The 17,927-nt window shown below is 53.4% G+C and carries 19 protein-coding genes and 1 pseudogene; 11 read left to right on the top strand and 9 right to left on the bottom strand.

Features of this window, described 5'->3' with window-relative positions:
* Nucleotides 1–76: 76 nt before the first annotated feature.
* Entirely contained in the window at nucleotides 77–1,111 is a 1,035-nt protein-coding gene (locus tag DGA31_RS13060) for a DEAD/DEAH box helicase family protein (protein WP_070994344.1), read from the bottom strand.
* The gene (locus DGA31_RS13055; protein ID WP_109512840.1) at nucleotides 1,096–2,658 is read right to left on the bottom strand and encodes an ATP-dependent nuclease; all 1,563 of its coding nucleotides are present in this window, start codon (nucleotides 2,656–2,658) and stop codon (nucleotides 1,096–1,098) included. Before DGA31_RS13055 ends, DGA31_RS13060 begins: the two co-directional genes overlap by 16 nt.
* Before the next feature lie 659 nt (nucleotides 2,659–3,317).
* On the opposite strand from DGA31_RS13055, the gene DGA31_RS13050 reads away from it, so the two are divergent.
* From DGA31_RS13050 to kefC, 5 genes are all read left to right on the top strand, one after another.
* Entirely contained in the window at nucleotides 3,318–3,650 is a 333-nt protein-coding gene (locus tag DGA31_RS13050) for a carboxymuconolactone decarboxylase family protein (protein ID WP_053481123.1), read from the top strand.
* Nucleotides 3,651–3,693: 43 nt separating this feature from the next.
* Nucleotides 3,694–4,800, top strand: a complete 1,107-nt coding sequence (locus DGA31_RS13045; protein ID WP_054090584.1) for an alkene reductase — start codon at nucleotides 3,694–3,696, stop codon at nucleotides 4,798–4,800.
* 30 nt (nucleotides 4,801–4,830) lie between these two features.
* Complete coding sequence (locus tag DGA31_RS13040; RefSeq protein ID WP_054090583.1) at nucleotides 4,831–5,049, top strand: tautomerase family protein; 219 nt, start codon at nucleotides 4,831–4,833, stop codon at nucleotides 5,047–5,049.
* A gap of 107 nt (nucleotides 5,050–5,156) precedes the next feature.
* A complete protein-coding gene (kefF, locus tag DGA31_RS13035; protein WP_054090582.1) occupies nucleotides 5,157–5,678 on the top strand; it encodes a glutathione-regulated potassium-efflux system oxidoreductase KefF in 522 nt (173 codons plus the stop codon).
* Nucleotides 5,679–7,505 (top strand): glutathione-regulated potassium-efflux system protein KefC, encoded by a 1,827-nt coding sequence (kefC, locus tag DGA31_RS13030; protein WP_109512839.1) that lies wholly within the window; start codon nucleotides 5,679–5,681, stop codon nucleotides 7,503–7,505.
* A 29-nt stretch (nucleotides 7,506–7,534) separates the two neighbouring features.
* On the opposite strand, the gene DGA31_RS13025 is transcribed toward kefC, so the two are convergent.
* The 7 genes from DGA31_RS13025 to DGA31_RS12990 form a co-directional block, all read right to left on the bottom strand.
* Nucleotides 7,535–7,864: a thioredoxin family protein gene (locus tag DGA31_RS13025; protein WP_029290787.1), complete on the bottom strand. Its 330-nt coding sequence runs from the start codon at nucleotides 7,862–7,864 to the stop codon at nucleotides 7,535–7,537.
* A gap of 65 nt (nucleotides 7,865–7,929) precedes the next feature.
* The gene (locus tag DGA31_RS13020; RefSeq protein ID WP_054090580.1) at nucleotides 7,930–8,628 is read right to left on the bottom strand and encodes a DsbA family oxidoreductase; all 699 of its coding nucleotides are present in this window, start codon (nucleotides 8,626–8,628) and stop codon (nucleotides 7,930–7,932) included.
* 3 nt (nucleotides 8,629–8,631) lie between these two features.
* On the bottom strand, nucleotides 8,632–9,222 hold the full coding sequence (locus tag DGA31_RS13015) for a TetR/AcrR family transcriptional regulator (protein ID WP_053481118.1): 591 nt from the start codon (nucleotides 9,220–9,222) through the stop codon (nucleotides 8,632–8,634).
* Between the two features lie 92 nt (nucleotides 9,223–9,314).
* Nucleotides 9,315–10,088, bottom strand: a complete 774-nt coding sequence (locus DGA31_RS13010; protein ID WP_053481117.1) for an SDR family NAD(P)-dependent oxidoreductase — start codon at nucleotides 10,086–10,088, stop codon at nucleotides 9,315–9,317.
* Between the two features lie 72 nt (nucleotides 10,089–10,160).
* The gene (locus tag DGA31_RS13005) at nucleotides 10,161–10,715 is read right to left on the bottom strand and encodes an OsmC family protein (RefSeq protein WP_029290780.1); all 555 of its coding nucleotides are present in this window, start codon (nucleotides 10,713–10,715) and stop codon (nucleotides 10,161–10,163) included.
* 702 nt (nucleotides 10,716–11,417) lie between these two features.
* Nucleotides 11,418–11,978 (bottom strand): TetR/AcrR family transcriptional regulator, encoded by a 561-nt coding sequence (locus DGA31_RS12995; protein WP_053481116.1) that lies wholly within the window; start codon nucleotides 11,976–11,978, stop codon nucleotides 11,418–11,420.
* 113 nt (nucleotides 11,979–12,091) lie between these two features.
* Complete coding sequence (locus DGA31_RS12990; protein WP_053481115.1) at nucleotides 12,092–12,682, bottom strand: acyl carrier protein phosphodiesterase; 591 nt, start codon at nucleotides 12,680–12,682, stop codon at nucleotides 12,092–12,094.
* A 191-nt stretch (nucleotides 12,683–12,873) separates the two neighbouring features.
* Between DGA31_RS12990 and DGA31_RS12985 the strand changes: the two genes are divergently transcribed.
* The 6 genes and pseudogenes from DGA31_RS12985 to DGA31_RS30735 all read left to right on the top strand — a co-directional run bounded on the left by DGA31_RS12985 (nucleotide 12,874) and on the right by DGA31_RS30735 (nucleotide 17,873).
* Complete coding sequence (locus tag DGA31_RS12985; RefSeq protein ID WP_054090592.1) at nucleotides 12,874–13,122, top strand: CsbD family protein; 249 nt, start codon at nucleotides 12,874–12,876, stop codon at nucleotides 13,120–13,122.
* Nucleotides 13,123–13,275: 153 nt separating this feature from the next.
* The gene (gene tnpA, locus DGA31_RS29625; RefSeq protein ID WP_003317539.1) at nucleotides 13,276–13,608 is read left to right on the top strand and encodes an IS66-like element accessory protein TnpA; all 333 of its coding nucleotides are present in this window, start codon (nucleotides 13,276–13,278) and stop codon (nucleotides 13,606–13,608) included.
* Nucleotides 13,605–13,940, top strand: coding sequence for an IS66 family insertion sequence element accessory protein TnpB (gene tnpB, locus DGA31_RS30260; RefSeq protein ID WP_004409766.1), 336 nt, complete (start codon nucleotides 13,605–13,607; stop codon nucleotides 13,938–13,940). Before tnpA ends, tnpB begins: the two co-directional genes overlap by 4 nt.
* Nucleotides 13,941–14,023: 83 nt before the next feature.
* Nucleotides 14,024–15,550, top strand: a complete 1,527-nt coding sequence (locus DGA31_RS12970; RefSeq protein WP_003317542.1) for an IS66-like element ISPsy43 family transposase — start codon at nucleotides 14,024–14,026, stop codon at nucleotides 15,548–15,550.
* Nucleotides 15,551–15,836: 286 nt separating this feature from the next.
* Nucleotides 15,837–16,997: pseudogene (locus tag DGA31_RS30740) on the top strand (HAMP domain-containing protein); the annotation flags it as partial.
* Entirely contained in the window at nucleotides 16,998–17,873 is an 876-nt protein-coding gene (locus DGA31_RS30735; RefSeq protein WP_370661146.1) for a methyl-accepting chemotaxis protein, read from the top strand.
* Nucleotides 17,874–17,927 lie beyond the last annotated feature (54 nt).

Below are 17,927 nucleotides of genomic sequence, written 5' to 3'. Positions count from 1 at the left end.
CCAGCGGTTCCCCTTCATACTGAGCATACTTTCTGGACAAGGTCTTACGCCAGACATCACCACCCATGGCTACGACCTAGTCCGTTTTAAATGGTTTGAAAAGTTTTTCGGGCGCTAGGTACAGCCTTCCGCGAGTCCGTGAGAAGGCAACATAGAGTTTGTTTTTTGTCTGTGGAGGGAGCGCGGCAAGCGAGGATGTCTGGTAGATCTTCCAGTGAGTAGTACCCAGCACTACGCACACATCGTTGTAGTGATCCAAACCCTTACTGGCGCCCCAGTTGTTAGACAGGCACCCGTACTTGTAATGCTCCTGATAGAACAGCTTCACCACGTTGCCATCGGCGTGTACGGCGTTAGCATCCACTTGATTGGCCAGAGGAATGATTTCGGTTTCGTAGGTATGCTGTGACTGCATATCAATCTGCAGATGTGTTCGAATAAAATCACATACGGTGACACCACACCTCCAGCTTCGGCTCAGTGTTTCCTTGTCGACAGTCACACCCGCCTTTTGAAAAAGCTTTTCGTATTTCCCAATGTCGGCGTGTAGCGAGCTGTTCACGTTTCCATCACGACTGGTGTCGAACGTATGCTGGTAGAAGTCACCTACAAATAGCATTTCAACCTTGGCTTTCGCTAATGCCATTAGCAGGTTGAAATCATGACCTGCTAGGTCTTGAACTTCGTCGACATAAAACTCATCGTAAAAGCGCTCCATTCGCGCCATCACGTCAGGAATTGCATTAACGGTCTCTAGGAGCTTTGCGAGGCGATTGTGGTAAACGCTGCCGCTTGTAGTGGCGTAATACGCCATATTGTCCCGTTTGAGCTTTAACGTACGGGCGTGCGGAGCTCGAAAGCTGATTCCCCGCGTCTGCATATGCACTTGCAGCAGAGGGCGATAGCAGAAGCTATAAAGGAACGTGAAATAACTCAGCAGGTTGATGTTTTTTGGGACATGGCCAAACCGTTTGATGATGCTATCGCGCAAATGGCGATAGTTGTTCTCCGTGTAGGTGATTATCAGTGCGCGCTTTTCTAGGCTCAGACGCTTCACTAGCAGGGTGGTCTTCCCTGACCCTGCCACGGCGAACATCACTCGTTTATCCATTGGATTGCCTCCGCGATGTAGGCAGGAACGGTGAGCTCGCCTGGCTTTCCCTTGAGCAGCTCAAACGCGGCTTCTGCCTTGTTTGCCAGCATATATTCCAAGGGGGAGAGGGTTTTTCGTCCTGGGCCGAAGACGGTCTTGCAGGTTTCCTCGTTGTCGTTGTGCAACCCTATTTCGAAGGTTGAACGGGCATTGTCTTTGTCGGCAAAGACTTTGGCATTATCCGAAGCGAAGTCGACGTAGTTTTCTACGCAGTTTTTCTGATAATCCTTGTCATTGTCTCGTATGGCTGCGACTCGAATTCCGAGCAGGTTAGCGAGCTCCATGTACCTTTTGAAGCTGGTGCCCCCAATAGAGATTATGTGAACGTCATCGACATGCGGTAGACGCCCATTTGTACATTGCTTATAGAACTCTTCTACCAGGATGAATTCAGCATCACCTTCAACCAATATCACCTTCTTCGAGAGCGCGAACTCCAGGACGTTGTTGTCCGGGGCCTTCATGAAGAATTCTGCGGTGTCAGGTGATAGGGCTTTAAGTGAGCCAGCAGCTGCATTCGGGCCGATCAAAAGGGCATGCCGAAGATCAAGCCTTGAGCAGATATGGCTGCTGTGGGTTGCAATGAAAAGCTGGGTGCTCTCGTTCTCCGCTAGCTTGGCGACAAGTGCTTTCATGGAGGAATGGCTGAGGTGGTTCTCAGGCTCCTCCAAGAGCATTACGTCCAAGCCGCCTTGCTTATGCTTGCTCAGCGCAAATTCGGTCTTGATGAAGCACTGCCTTCCTTTGCCATGGTTCTCAAGCGGAATATTATCTTCCGTGATGATTAGGTCAGTTTCCAGGTTCGACCGGACTCCACTCCGTACGTCAAACTGATACGCGGGTAGGTCAGCGTTGAGCGCTGCGAGGTGTTGTCCTGTAAACGCCTGCTTGCCCTGGCGATACAGGTTTTCAAGCTTGTACCGGTCTTCTGCGGGTGCGTTGAAAGCGTACACGGCTCGGGTGTATTCACGAGACGCGTGATCGCCATCAATACGTGAACCGTCTAGCATCATGTGCTTAATCGGGCGGTTGAATGCTGCATAGGGCCTGCCGGCGAACGTTTCAAACCGCACTGCGTAATATTCGAATGGGAAGTTCGGTTGATCATCAGCCAAGATGGCTTGCACCGCTTCGCCATACTCAGCCATCACCGCAAGTATCATGCGCACGCCGTCAGTCTGGCGCTGGTGGGCATTGTTGGTTCCGTAGAGTCTTTCGTCGTCACCTTCCTCTAGGAAAACGTCGACTATCAGCTCAGGTAGTTTCTCTAGGCTCTTCTCCCCAGCAAGGAAGGTGTTCACCGAATCCTTGTTGAGCAGTGCTTCTGCACCCAGAGCTTCAATGCGGTTGCGGCTCCCGCCGAGCGCGAGGTCTAGAGCGAGCAAAATGCTGCTTTTCCCTGCCTCATTGTTGCCAATCAACACATTCTTTCCTGCTTCGAAATCGAGCGTGAGAGATTTGAATTTTTTGAAATTCTGAATGACCACTTTCCTTATGGTGTGCATGTCTAGCCCTGAGCTGAAAAAGTCAAAAATGAGGGAAAACGACCTGAGTTATAGAGCCAGACTGGTTGCGGGTTCATAAGCCGCAACCTAACCATTTGCAACGAACCTATCAGTACCAGCCAGATGGCTTCACCTACCAGCTTCTTATACCTCAAATGCGCCGGACGCTGAGCAGGTCGTTGAGCTTCTATTTAGAGAGTCTACCCTGCCTTCGGTACAAGACCGGGGGGACAGCATCAGGCGTCAAAAGACCGACAGTCACCTGCCACCTAACCACCGGCTAAGGTATCTGACAGCCGCCTCCCCAGAATAGGAAAGTCTTGGGTGCAGGGCTTTCCCACATACCTGCCGAGCTTGTGACAAAGAAGACTCTGCATAGACCGACAATGCTGTCGAGCAATTTCCAAGGCTTTCTCAGACCTCCGGGAGCTCCCTTGGAATCCCATGAGTGGGTTGCTGGCTAACCTAACAGATTAGCTTCTAGCAAGCTGAGCAGCATTTTCCACTCGCATTCTCTTCCAAAAAATCAACAAAACAGTGTTTATTCGATTGCGTTGATATTAAAAATCATCACAGAGCCGTTGAAAGCCTACCAACTGGATGGTAGCTTTATTGAAGATCTTAAATCATGCAACCAACGCCATCCCTGTGAGAATCCCATGCAAGATTGGAAGCAAACCCGCAAAGACATCAATACTCGTTTGGTAGAGCTCAACGGCCTGTCGCCAGAAACGATGAAAGGCATGGCCGCTCTCGGCGCCGCCGGTGGGAAAACCAACCATCTGGACGCCAAGACTCGCGAGCTCATCTCCCTTGCAGTGGCCGTGACGACACGCTGCGATGGCTGCATTGCCTTCCATGCTGCTGAAGCCAAGAAGCTCGGCATAACCAGTGAAGAGGTAGCTGAAGCCTTGGGTGTGGCGATCAACATGAATGCTGGTGCTGCGATGGTTTACAGCACCCACGTACTCGACGCGTTCGACAAGTCCTAAATCAAACGCCGAATTTCTCCCTTCAACGACGTCGAGATAAATCATGAATAAGCTGTTCACTCCTTACGATCTGGCCGGTACTCCTTTGAAAAACCGCGTTGTCATGGCCCCCATGACTCGCACCCGAACCTTGAACAACATTCCGAATGAATCCAACGCGCTTTACTACGCGCAACGTGCTTCTGCCGGTTTGCTGATCACCGAAGGCCTGCCTATTTCCGATGAGGCTCGCGGCTATCTGTACACCCCTGGCATTTATGAGGATGTGCACTTACCAGGCTGGCGCAAAGTGACTGACGCGGTGCATGCCAAGGGTGGGAAAATTTTTGCTCAGCTCTGGCACGTTGGTCGCATGTCCCATGTATCGGTTCACGGCATAGTGCCGGTCTCCTCGGGCACAGTGCCTGCGGTGGACACTACGGTGTATGCCTGGATCGAACCTGGCAAAGCTGGCCCGGTACAGCCCAGCGCTCCACGTGCGCTGGAAACTGAAGAAGTGAAACGCGTCATCGCTGACTTCGTGAAGTCCGCGCGGATGGCCATGGACGCCGGCTTTGACGGTATCGAAATCATGGCAGCCAACGGCTTCCTATTCGACCAATTCCTGAGCAGCGCTCTGAACACTCGTACTGATCAGTACGGCGGCTCTATCGCGAACCGTCAGCGTTTCCTGCTGGAAACGATTGATGCGATTGCTGCTGAAATCGGTGGGTCGAAGATCGGTGTGCGCTTCTCTCCGTTTGGTCGCCTCTATGACTTCGGTGTGTACGAAGGCGAAGAAGAAACTTGGATGAGTATGGCGGCTGCCCTCAACGAGCGAGAGCTGGCATTTGTTCATCTGAACTACCAACCGACCATCCTTGCCGCACAAACACCACCTGGTTTCGGCGCAGCATTCCGTGAAGCGTACAAGGGCACCTTGATGGCTGCGGGCGGCTTCACCAAGGAGATCGCAGAGTCTGAGCTGGCCAAAGGCGAGCTAGATCTGATTGCCTTTGGCACCGCCTACATTGCCAACCCTGATCTGGTAGAGCGTATGCAGAACGATTGGCCATTGGCCGAAGGTGATCGCGCGACCTACTACGGTGTAAGCGATTCGATTGATAAGGGTTACACCGATTATCCGGAATACGCAGCGGCCAACGCTTGATATCCCATCCCAAACATTTAGGAGAACACCATGCCACTCGTGACTATCAAAGGTATTGAAGGCGTTTTTACCGACGAGCAAAAAGCCGAGGTCATCCGCAAAGTGACTGACGCCATGGTATCGGTAGAGGGAGAAAACATGCGTGCCCTCACCTGGGTCATCTTCGAAGAGGTTAAGAGCGGAGACTGGGGTATTGCTGGCAAACCTGTGACTGCGCAGGAAGTATTGAAGCTGCAAGCCGGCCAGTAAGGCTTCACCTTCAGGTCATTAGCTCCCTGTTCGTTGAGTGCGGTTATGCTCAACGAACAGGGAGCTTTTCCGTTCTTAAAGAACGCCAGGTTTGTGGGGACTACTCCGTGATTTTGATCATTTACGCCCATCCTTACCCTGATAAATCCAACGTCAACATGTTGATGCTCAAGCTGGCAGCCAACAATCCCGATGTCGCAATCCGTTCGCTGTACGACCTCTACCCCGATTTCAATATCGACGTTGAAGCTGAGCAGAGGGCGGTGGAACAGGCAGATCTTCTGGTTCTGCAACACCCTCTGTACTGGTATAGCTACCCACCTCTCTTGAAGCTGTGGATCGATAAGGTCTTCACTCAGGGCTGGGCCTACGGCGCGGGTGGCACTGCTTTGAAAAACAAAAAACTGCTGTGGGCCGTGACTACCGGTGGAGAGCATGATCATTTTGAAGGCGGCGACTACCCAGGTTTTGCCGTACTGTCTCAGCCCCTTCAGGCAACGGCGAGTTACTGCGGGATGCATTGGCTAAGCCCAGTTGCAGTCCATGGCGCTTACAGAGCAGATCAAACCGCACTGCTCAAGCAGATCCATATTTATGGCGAACGCCTGACGTCATGGAAGGAAGATTGAATGGACACTCACAGTCTGATTGAAATGCTGATCTACCTGGGCTCAGCTGCCTTGATAGTCCCAATCGCCGTTCGGTTAGGGCTTGGCCCGGTTCTAGGCTACCTAATAGCCGGCTGCCTTATCGGCCCATGGGGTTTGAAGCTTGTGACCGATGTCGAGTCCATCCTGCACTTTGCTGAAATCGGCGTGGTGTTGATGCTGTTCATCATTGGCCTCGAACTCGACCCCAAACGCCTTTGGGCCATGCGCCGCATGGTGTTCGGCGGTGGCGCTTTGCAGATGCTGGCATGCGGTGCGGCCATCGCAATATTTTGCGCTGCACTTGGCTTGAACTGGACGGCTGCGCTGCTGGTAGGGCTGACGTTAAGCCTGTCCTCGACTGCTATCGCGATGCAGGCCATGACCGAGCGAAACATGAACTCCACCGCAGTGGGTCGCAGCAGTTTTGCCGTGTTGCTTTTGCAGGACATCGCGGCGATTCCCCTAGTGGCCATGATCCCACTGCTGGCCGCAAATGGTGGTACGCCCTCAGGTGCAGAGTTGGCCCTGTCCATCGCAAAAATCGTCGGGGCGATTGTCGCAGTGGTTCTCCTGGGCCAATACGTATCTCGCCCTGCCCTTCGCTTTGTAGCGCGCTCCGGCTTGAGGGAAATCTTCAGTGCCGTCGCACTGTTCCTGGTGTTCGGGTTCGGTCTCTTGTTGGAAGAGGCCGGCTTATCCATGGCCATGGGCGCCTTCCTGGCCGGTGTTCTCTTGGCCAGCTCGGAATATCGCCACGCTCTGGAAAGCGATATTGAACCCTTCAAAGGACTATTGCTGGGTCTGTTCTTCATCAGCGTAGGCATGTCGATTGACTTCGGAACGCTGATCGATTCGCCGCTGAAAGTCATCACTCTGACCTTGGGCTTTATCCTGATCAAGCTGCTCGTGATCAAGCTCCTGGGGCGCTTCCTGAATGTCCCAAGTGATCAGCACTCATGGCAGGCGGTGTTCCTTGGACAGGGAAGTGAGTTTGCCTTTGTAGTATTTGGCGCAGCGACCGTCGCCGGCATCTTGGTCGACCCTTGGGGTAAGAGTCTAACGCTAGCGGTGGCGTTGTCGATGTGTGTGACGCCTTTGTTGATCCTTTTGCTCAATCACCTGGAGTCGTCGAGCAAACAGGGCAGCAATGAAGCTGACACCATTGATCAGAGCAACCCTCGGGTCATCATTGCTGGCTTCGGTCGATTCGGGCAGATCGCTGGGCGACTGCTGATGTCTTGTGGTTTTGAAGTCGTGGTATTGGATCATGATCCCGACCACATCGAGACACTGCGAAAGTTCGGGGTGAAGGTGTTCTACGGGGATGCCACCCGCCTCGACTTACTGCACGCAGCGGGCGCTGCTCAAGCCGTGGTGCTGATCAACGCCATCGATAATCAGGACGATAACCTGGCACTGACCAAGTTGGCCCAGGAGCATTTTCCATCCCTAAAACTGGTGGTACGCGCTCGAGATATGGGGCACATCATTACCCTACGTCAGATGGGAGTGGAAGAAGTCGAGCGAGAGACATTTGAAAGCGCATTGTCCCTGGGGCGCAGGGCTTTGGAGCAACTCGGGATAGGACGCTACGAAGCTCGTGAGCGTGCGGATCAATTCCGTCGCCTGAACTTGGAAATGCTAGAAGAGATGGCCGCTCAGCCCGAGGACGATACCGAATTCAAGTACGACGCTTACAAACGAGCCAACGCTTTACTAACGGAAATATTCAATGAAGATCGCGCTCATCCAATTGACGTAGGCCCAGGAAAGGTGAGCCTTCCACGCAGCGAGCCAGATAGCTGACTGACTTACCGGTTGAGGAGGATGCTTGTTTAGCTAGCGTCCTCCAACTCAGTGACGATTGCTTTTTTCAAGGCTGAAACTGATTTAGACCCGGCGAAGACTTTCAACAATCGGCCTTCGTGGAACACTGCCAAGGACGGCACAGTGCGAATGCCATACATCTGCGCAATCGTCGGCGATACCGCAATATCAATTTTTCCAAACACTGCCAGAGCATGGAGCTTTGCTTCCAAGTCCACGAAGACTGGCTTCATCTCTTTACAAGGTTTGCACCAAGATGCTGAGAACAGTACGACACTGCTGCCTTTGGCAACAAAGCGGGCAAATTGGGGAGCGCTCAACTCAACGATACGGCTCATTTGGGTCTCACGTGTTGTGTTAAGGAAAAGGGGGGCACCTTGTGAGTGCCACGTTCCGTTGCCGATCAAACTTTGCAGCCATCGATGCCGCAGACTTGGCCCATCAATGGGCTATCGACGACTTTCGCGCTTTCTACCATTTGATTGAGCGCTTCAAGAAAAGCAGCTTCAGGTTGTGCACCGGAAACAGAGAATTCATTGTTGAAGACGAAGAGAGGCACGCCAGAACCCAACTGGGCGGCAAAATGCTCATCCGCTTCCATCTCTACGCGCAGTTCTACAGATGACCACGCCAATTGAATTGCCGCATCCGACACACCTGCATCTTTCGCAATCACCGCCAAGCTGGCGCGATCAAAAAGTGACTTACCGTGGCTGGTGCTTTGTTCGTACAGCGCTTCCACAAGGCGCTTTTTCACTGTCCCGTCTTCAACCGCTTTCACCAAGACATGAGCATCAGCAGTATCGCCGAACATCATAGTGTCGAAGCGGTAATCCAGCCCGTCGGCCTGGCCATATTTACTCACAGTGTTCATCATCGCTGCTGCGGAATCTGGGTTGCCGAGCTTACGTTTCAGTGCTGCGACCATCGGTTCAGGGGCGTGATTTGCAGCCAGTCGATAGGCCCGAACGTTGACCTGTACATCGTCTTTCTGCGGGAAGTTTTCGAGCGCTTTTTCAAAACGACGCTTGGCAATCCAGCACCAAGGACACACATAATCAGACCAGATATCGACAACGAATTTTTTCGAAGGGGTTTGCATAATTTATCCTGCACGAAGAAATGAAGACTGAATTGCCGCCATTTCAAGCAAATGGTTAAAACCTGCCAAAGGGTCGATTGATCGACCGAGCGTCCAATCAATGAGGCTTGCGCCCTCCAACATACTCAGCAGCATGAAGGCGAAGTTCTCAGCGGTTGTTCCCAGTGACCAGTTGTGCTGCCGGACTGCGTCACCAAGGGTGCTTTGGAGCCAGGCGAGTTGCGAATTAAAGAAGTCCCTGGTGAGCCCTTGAAGCGACAAAGGCAATGCAGCCATTTCCGCCGCCAAGGCGCCGCATAACGGCAGCAGCCCCTCATTCGCGCTGATCACGAAAAGTCGGGAAAAATCCTGTAAGCGCTGCAGTGGATCGCGATGCCTAATCTCGATTGACACCAACGTCTCGTTGAACCGAGCGATGTAGTCGTTGATCAGCTCCGCGCCCAAGCACTCCTTAGTAGGAAAGTGATGGTGAATGCTGGCTTTTCTAATGCCGACTTTCGCTGCGAGATCCGCGTAACTGAACGCTGAGTAACCCTTTGAACGCATCTGGGTTTCCGCGTAGCTCAGCAGCGCGGCTTTTGTCGTGATGGACATTTGAACTCCTGCAGCCAGCAGCCTTATAACCGGAGCAGCGTGCTGGGAAGCGCCCCAATGAGAGGCGCTACACGCAGCGCTTGCATCGGTGTTTAGGCACGTACCGCCATCACCCCTGCATCAACGTCCCAGATAGCACCGGTCACCCAGGAAGTTTTATCGGACAGCAAGAACAGGATGGTATTGGCGACGTCTTCGGGAACACCCACTCGACCCAGTGGGTGGAAATTGTTCAGTGACTTCATCGCTTCCGGGATCGCGTCCTTGTCCATGAAGCCTTCATAGATCGAGGTGTGAACGATGCCAGGCGAAACGGCATTGACTCGGATACCTGAGTGAGCCAATTCAATTGCAAGGTTACGGGTGACTGCGTGCAGACCCGCCTTAGCCATCGAATACGCAGTTGCTGGAGAGCCGGCCAGCGCGGCCTGTGCGCCAATCGAACCGACGTTGACAATGGAGCCTTCGCGCTTGGCAGCAAGCATATTTTTGACTACTGCCTGCGTGATAAAGAATGTGGCGCGGTTCAAATCCAGGTACATGTCGTAATCCGCCTCATCGTGCTCGATGAAAGGCTTCGGAATGAATATGCCTGCAGAGTTCACCATGAAGCCGATGTCACTGTGATTGGCATTGATTTCGTTGCGTACATGATTCATCCCTTCCTCGGTCATGAGGTCGGCAACGATCACTGATACGTTCCCCAGCGGACTCAGCTCGGCACGCACAGCATCGGCTTTATCCTGTTTGCTGCCGGTGAGAACCACGCTGCCACCCGCTTTCAAAAACTGACGCGCTGTTTCCAAGCCCATGCCGCTCGTGCCGCCGACGACCAACAGTTTTTTGCCTTTAAAAAAATCGTTCATTACAGACTCCGGTATCAGATAAGTGAGAGGTCGCCAGCGGCAAGGTGCCGTGCTGACCTGTAGCCAGGACGGCTAGCCTTCGATGACTTCGAGCTTAGGGAGCATGCGGATGGCTTTAGAGAAGTTTGCGTAGTTGACCGAAGTCTTGAGCACCACGTTGTGCAGCTCCTCTACACGCTCACGCGAAGCATCTGTGTGCAGGCGAATCACGACACTCACCTCGTCGTAGCCTGGGTTAACGCTTTCGTCGATCCCCAGGAAGCCACGCAGGTCGAGAGTGCCGTCGGTCTCAATTTCCAGGCTGTGAATCTTGATGCCCATCATTGCGGCATTGGCGGCATAGCCGACCGACATGCAGGCGTTTAGAGCAGCCATCAGCAACTCCTGAGGGTTGGGCGCGGTGTTCTCGCCCAGCAATTCATTCGGCTCATCGGCTGCAATTTCAAAATCGCGGGAATAGGTCTCACCGGCCAAGCTGTAACGGCTGACTTTGGCTACAGAACGGGTCTGACCCTTCCAAGCGGTTTTAACGTTGAAGCTTGCGTGGCGCTTGGTCGCATCACCAGCAACGCCTTCGGCGAAATTCTGGAGTGCGGCGACATCGATACCATTCAGGTTGCTGCTCATGTGGACGTTCCTCTTCAGATAAGCCGGACGATTAGACCGGAAGAGAAATAAGCCTACCAAGTAGTAGGTTTGCTTGCAATAGAGATGACGACACCAATAGTTTTGTAAATTTAGGCTGCATAGAGGAATTGGGAATATTGATGGCAACACAGTGAGTGTCGTGACCAACAGAGTCACTTCGAAAGCGACGCCATGAAACGATCTTCCACACCTCTATGCATCGGGTGAAATTTGTGTAATCGTACGAATTGATGGCATAAGGCCGTCACCACATAGATAAAAATCAGGGAGGTTTTATGGCTGTTTATGCACCAGGGCACGTGTTGGGGCGAGATGGAGGTTCGTTTCAAGAAGTCACTTTGAACGCAGCCAAGAGCGCGGTCGTCGCTAAGCATGGACGGTACTGTACAATTCGCGATCACGAAAAAGCGCCGCCTACAAGCCAACCTTCCCGTCATTGGATGCAAATCTACCGCACACCAGATAATACCGAGTGATCTATCCGGTGGATTTTAGTTTGCACTAATTGATACAAGCATAGATCGGCTCGCGGCCCTGAATCAAATGACTCAAGGCCGCCTGCTCTTGGCAGGCGACCAAATCGAGAAGCTATTGAAAGATGTACTAAAGATACAGCGATGAAAGATGCCCCCTGAAAAGGGAATGCAGCGGTGGAGTCGATAAATGTGCTTGCTAGAGTTTTCAGTGACGAAGGGTCGATAAAATCAAATCAAATCCCGAAGATTTCTCGTAATCATCGCTCATCGCCCAAGAAACAAAGCTCGCACCTTCCAAAGTATTCAATATGTACCTTGAAACTCTGATTACATCCAGGTCGGCTTTAAGCTCTCCTCGATCTTGACCCTGCTTAATATTTGCCTGAAGCCAAGTGAGATGGATCTCAAAGAAATCCTTCGTCATTTCTTTGAGACTTTCAGGCAGGGCCAGAAGCTCTGCGGCCAAGGCTCCACAGAGTGGAAGCATCCCGTTTAGACTGCTTTGTGCGAACATCAAGGCGAACGCATTCAGCCGGTCGACGACACTGACGTGTTTATCATTGATAGCCTCCAGCTGCTTTTTAAACCGGAACAGGTAGCTCTCGACGATGGCAATCGCCAAGCCTTCCTTGGTGGGGAAGTGATGGTGAATACTCGCCTTCTTGATGCCGATGTCGTCCGCAAGGTCGGCATAGCTGAAGGCCGCGTAGCCTTTAGTGCGCAGCAGAACTTCGGCGCTAGTCAAAAGGTCTGAACGTGTACTCATGATGCCGAATCCGAATTTGTCATCTGGGCATCATAAATTAGTCACTCATCATAAGACAGCGTTTGCCTTACTAGGCTTCACCCTTGAGTCGAGTTGGCCAGTGCGCCACAACCTCAACACATTGGGTCTGCGTCAGCAGGCACACGCGCAAAATCTTGGAGTGCTGGGTAAAACTCACTGAAATCTGCGCTCAGCAGCTCATAATTGCCTTCGAGATGTTCGAACAATCCATCAAGCACCTCTGGTCTGGAAAGGCGCATCGAGATTATGCCCAGGCCATATCCAATCATTTCAAAGTCTCTATAGGCGCACAGCCAATCCTCCGAGATCATCAAAGGCACGACCTGCGCCAGTGACGGAGGAAGGTTAGGCTCTGCCTCCAAAATCCCATAGATCTGCTGCGCGAAATCATCCAGCGGGACGTTAGAGTATTGCTCCCAATCACGCGCGAGGCAGTGGTCAAAGAACATGTCGAGAGCGATCCCAGCGTAGCGTCTTTTCTCGTTGGGAAATCGTGACAGCGCTCGCTTGACCAACCCGTGGGCATCAGTGAAGGCATCAATCGTGCGATGCAGCTGAATCGCAGTCTCAGTTTTAGGAGAAAAGCGCCCTGCGAGTGGGCCTTTAACAAAGTCCCCGTACAGGCTCCCCAGGAGCTCGTCAGACGATTGCCCCCCAAGGTGTAGATGAGCCAAATAATTCATCCCATGCACCCTCATGCAAGTAGCGGTCGACGGTCAAGATAGCAGAGTCGCAAATGTCCTATCTACTAGATGGGTTCGTTCCTGAGCCTTACCAACTTTGAACTTATTCTGAAGCTCATCCCCCTAAAGCTGTGCACATGGCCGCTAGCTCAGCTGAATCTGAGCTGCTCACTCACGAAGGTATTGAAATCATGAAAAGCGAACAGGTTGAGGGCGTTGTAGAGAAGGTTGCCGGCAAACCTCAAAGCGCAGTGGGAAAACTACTGGGTGATTCGAAGATTGAAGCCGAAGGTGCGGGACGCCAAGCTGCTGGCCGGATGACTCAAACCTATGGCGATGCACTGGACAGTGTGTCTACGTTCGTCAAAGAGAAGCCGGTTGCTGCACTTGCAATTGGTGCAGTAGCCCTGCTGGTACTAGACCGTCTCCTGCGCCGCTGAAGGTTGGAGGAAAAGCCTTGAGTTGCTTCTCCCTAAATCGTCTCTCGTACGTAACCGTCCGGGCAACACACCTTCCTGACACCGTCGCTTGAGGCGATGGTGTCCACCCAAATATAGGTGGACACCATTTTTAGCCTTTTTAAGCGGACGCCCATGCCACAAGAACGCCGTTCCTATTCCAAGTCCTTCAAGGCCCAGGTCATTGCTGAGTGTGCCCAACCTGACACTTCAATTGCCAATGTCGCCTTGACCCACAACCTCAATGCAAACCTCGTCCATAAATGGATTCGGGTGCATGCACAGAAAAACCTGACACTTCAAACCGCCTTCATCCCGGTCAAGACATCGCCGCCGGTGCCGATGCATCAGGCCCTTCCTGCCACGATCCGAATCGAAGTGCCGCATTCAAAAGGCGTAGTCGTGGTGAGTTGGCCGGCAGAAAATGCAGCGGCGTGTTCTGCTTTCCTGCGAGACCTGCTGCGATGATCCGCATCGACTCCATCTGGCTTGCCACCGAGCCCATGGACATGCGCGCAGGCACTGAAACTGCGCTGGCGCGGGTCGTGGCGGTGTTCGGTGCGGCGAAGCCGCACTGTGCTTATCTGTTTGCCAACCGTCGTGCCAATCGCATGAAAGTGCTGGTGCATGATGGCTTGGGGATTTGGCTTGCTGCCCGGCGCTTGAATCAAGGACGTTTTTTTTGGCCGGGCGTGCGGCACGGCTCTGAAGTCGAGTTGGATGCAGAGCAACTTCAAGCCTTGGTGCTCGGCTTGCCTTGGCAACGCGTCGGTTCCGGAGCAGCCATCACGGTGCTCTAATTCGCCTGCCATGGCCTGCTTGCCAGCGCAATTGGCCCATCAGTCTATCGCCGCCACTAGCCCTCTCTGGCAAAATCGGCGGCATGACTTCGCATCCGAATCTCGATCAATTAAACCCTGAAGAACTGCGTGCCTTGGCGGCGCAGTTGATCCAGCGCGTCGAGACGATGGACAAGCAAATCACTCATCACAAATCGGTCAACGAGAAGCTGGCCCACGAGATCGCGCTGCTCAAACGCTTCAAGTTTGCCAAGCGCAGCGAGCAGTTGAGCCCGGATCAAGCCAGCCTGCTCGACGACTTGATCGATACGGATATCGCCGCTATCGAAGCCGAGTTTGAGGCGCTGCAACCGGCACCTGTCGAAGCCAAAGTGCGCCAGCAACCCAAGCGCGCACCGCTGCCACCGCAGTTTCCTCGCACACTGATCCATCACGAACCGGACAACAGCCACTGCCAGTGCGGCTGCGCACTCAAGCGCATCGGCGAAGACGCCAGCGAAAAGCTCGACTACACGCCCGGCGTGTTCACAGTCGAACGCCACATCCGTGGAAAGTGGGCCTGCGAACAGTGCGAAACACTGATCCAGGCGCCGGTACCGGCGCACGTCATCGACAAAGGCGTCCCGACCGCAGGCCTGCTGGCCCACATCATGGTGGCCAAGTTTGCCGACCATCTGCCGCTGTATCGCCAAGAGAAAATCTTCGGCCGCGCCGGGCTGCCCATCGCCCGTTCGACCTTGGCGCAGTGGGTGGGCAACTGCGGCGTGCAATTACAGCCGCTGGTTGATGCGCTGCGCGAAGCCGTGCTGACGCACGACGTCGTTCACGCCGACGAGACGCCGGTACAAATGCTGACGCCTGGTGCGAAAAAAACTCATCGCGCTTACGTCTGGGCCTATGCCACCAGTCAGTTCTCCAACCTGGCGGCGGTCGTTTACGACTTCAGCCCGAGCCGCGCTGGCGAACATGCCCGAGCCTTCTTGGGCAGTTGGAACGGCAAGCTGGTCTGCGATGACTTTGCCGGCTACAAGGCAGGCTTTGAACTGGGCGTTACGGAGATCGGCTGCATGGCCCATGCCCGCCGGAAGTTCTTCGACTTGCACGTGACCAACAAGAGCCAGGTCGCCGAAAAAGCGCTGAACTACATCGCGGCCTTGTACGAAGCTGAACGAGAAGTCCGAGAGCTGGAGCCGGGTGATCGGCAGCGAATACGGCAGGAAAAAGCAGCGCCAATCGCCGACGCACTTCATACCTGGATGATCGCCCAAAGACAGCTTGTGCCTGAGGGTTCGGCCATCGCCAAGGCGCTGGATTACAGTCTCAAACGCTGGATAGCGCTGACGCGCTATCTCGATGACGGTGCCGTGCCCATCGATAATAACTGGTGCGAGAATCAAATCCGGCCGTGGGCTCTTGGGCGTTCGAACTGGCTGTTCGCGGGATCGTTACGCAGCGGTAAACGTGCAGCGGCGATCATGAGTTTGATCCAATCGGCGCGACTCAACGGCCATGATCCGTATGCTTATTTGAAGGACGTCCTCACGCGCCTGCCGACGCAGCGGGCAAGTGAGATTGCGGAGCTACTACCGCATAGGTGGCGACCGGTTTAGTTGCGCAAGACGGGATGCCCGGACGCACCTCCAACTGGTGCCATTACCGGTCTACTTAGCCTTTATGCTGGTTATCCATGCATTCCTCCCTACAGCTTCGCCCGGTTCAGCCGATAGTTTTCGTACCAAGAGAAGCGCGGCAATTCGATCCTGTAACAAAGGAGAGTAAGCGGCTTTTGAGGAAGATCTCTTGGAATGCTTTCATTACCTCATAACCATAAATGAGAGATGGGCACTTTTTAACGCCTAAGAAAGCACTCACAGACCTTGAGTGATCGAGAACCCGATGAATTTATTAGCGCCTGCCCTGTTCGTTACCAACCGTGTTCGATTCCCCATGAAATTCGCAATTTTGGGATTTATTGTCCTGATTCCTCTGCTCCTGCTAGGCACCCGGGCGATGCTTTCACTGAACACGAGCATCACGGGCATCAAGCATGAACAGGTGGGTCAACAATACTTGTTGGACGTCACCCCTATCCTGCGTCTAACCATGATTCAGAGGGCGCTGACACACGGCATGCTCAGCGGTGACACCAACGCAGTAGCCAATGCAGCACGCAATGCTGAAAAGCTTAACGATGCCTATGCGACTCTTGCTGCGCAGGACGCAAAATTTAGCACCCAACTGGCAACGACAGACCGAGTTCAGACGTTGCGTACCGCTAGTGTGCAGCTGGTTGAACGCGCCAAAGCAGGCGAAGCACCTTTGGTGATCTTTTCCGCGTGGAACGACCAGTTAACCGACCTAATGAATTTCGTTTACTACATTACGGCCACTTCCGGCATGATTTTGGACGAAGATGCAGGTTCGTTGTACCTCATCGATCTAAGCTCTATACGTCTGCCTCGGCAAATAAATCTGGTCGGACAGATTCGCGGTCTGGCCAGCGGTTTTAGCGCTGACCGTCCTCTGGACGACACCACTCGTATTTTTGCCCAGACTTTGTTGAAACAGGAGCTGCTAATGCGTCAAGAGTTGCAGCAGAGCCTTTCCCTGCTTCGCCGAGAAGAGCCGAAATTATCTGGTGTAGTTCAGCCGTCTGTAACAACAGCCATTACCGACCTGGAAAATCTGCGTAAAGACCTGGTGGACTACCTTGATCCGAGCAAGCGCTCAAACGTGAATGCCAACACCTTGGGCGAGCGTGGAAACGCCGTCGTTGCTCAGTTTTACAAAGCTCAGGATCAGATGCAGGAATCGCTGCGAATTCGAATTGATGAGCGTCTGAATACACTGAGTAATGAGCGTACTTTCGGCACTGAGCTATTTATCGCCATTGCGATACTGCTGCTCTATGCGTTCGTCGGCATCTACAAGGCTCTGCGGATTGGGGTTGATGAGCTCCTAGCTGTGACGGCACGTATTGCTCAAGGCGATCTGAGCGCGCGCGTCCGAATCAACAGCCACGATGAAATCGGTGATGTAGGCGAGGGACTTAACCGCATGGTAACTGCCTTCTCTGGCTCACTGAGCCAGGTGGAGCGTAGCTCGCATTCAGTCTCAGATGCGGCAAAGCGACTAGAGATCTCCATAGGCCAAGCCAAAGCCTCAATGAACTCACAACAGGCTGAAACCGAGCAGGTTGCTACTGCCATCAACGAAATGACCGCGAGCGTTGCCGACGTGGCCCAGAATACCGAGGGCGCAGCACGTGCCGCTGAATCTGCAAGCAGTGCGTCTAACGACGGCTTGAAAGTTATGATTGAAACAAGTGCCGCTATTGAGGCGTTGGCCAACGAAGTGGAGCTCAGTGCAAGCAAAGTCGAAGCGTTAGCGACACACAGCAAAGAAATCGGTGGTGTCATCGAGGTCATCAGTACCATCGCGGATCAGACTAACCTGCTGGCCCTCAACGCGGCCATCGAGGCGGCGCGAGCTGGCGAGCAAGGCCGTGGTTTCGCGGTCGTGGCTGACGAAGTGCGGACTCTGGCCTCGCGCACACAAAACTCCACAGAAGAAATTCGACGGATCATCCAACAGTTGCAAGGCGCTACTGATGCCGCTGTTCAACAGATGAAAGCTGGGCAAACCCGAGCTAGGGAATGCATTCAGGCAGCGAGCCAAGCGTCTGGCAGCCTGAACCAGATCAATGAAGCAGTAGACGGAATTGTGGGCATGAACACTCAGATTGCAAGTGCGGCGGTGCAGCAACATTCGGTCTCAGAGGATATCAATCGCAACGTCATCGGCATTCGAAACAGCAGCTTAATCGTCATGGAAGGCGTAGAGGACAACGCCGTAACGGCTGACGAGCTTTCATTGCTCGCTAATGAACTTCGCAGCGTAGTCGGCAAGTTTAAGTTATCCAGCAACGCTTGAAAGGAATCTCAAGCGTTTCAATTGTTGATAGCACGAGAAAGTGCTTTGATCGGG

The sequence above is a fragment of the Pseudomonas ovata genome, from assembly GCF_003131185.1.
Taxonomy (GTDB): domain Bacteria; phylum Pseudomonadota; class Gammaproteobacteria; order Pseudomonadales; family Pseudomonadaceae; genus Aquipseudomonas; species Aquipseudomonas ovata.
This window is presented reverse-complemented; position numbering and strand designations above follow the sequence as displayed.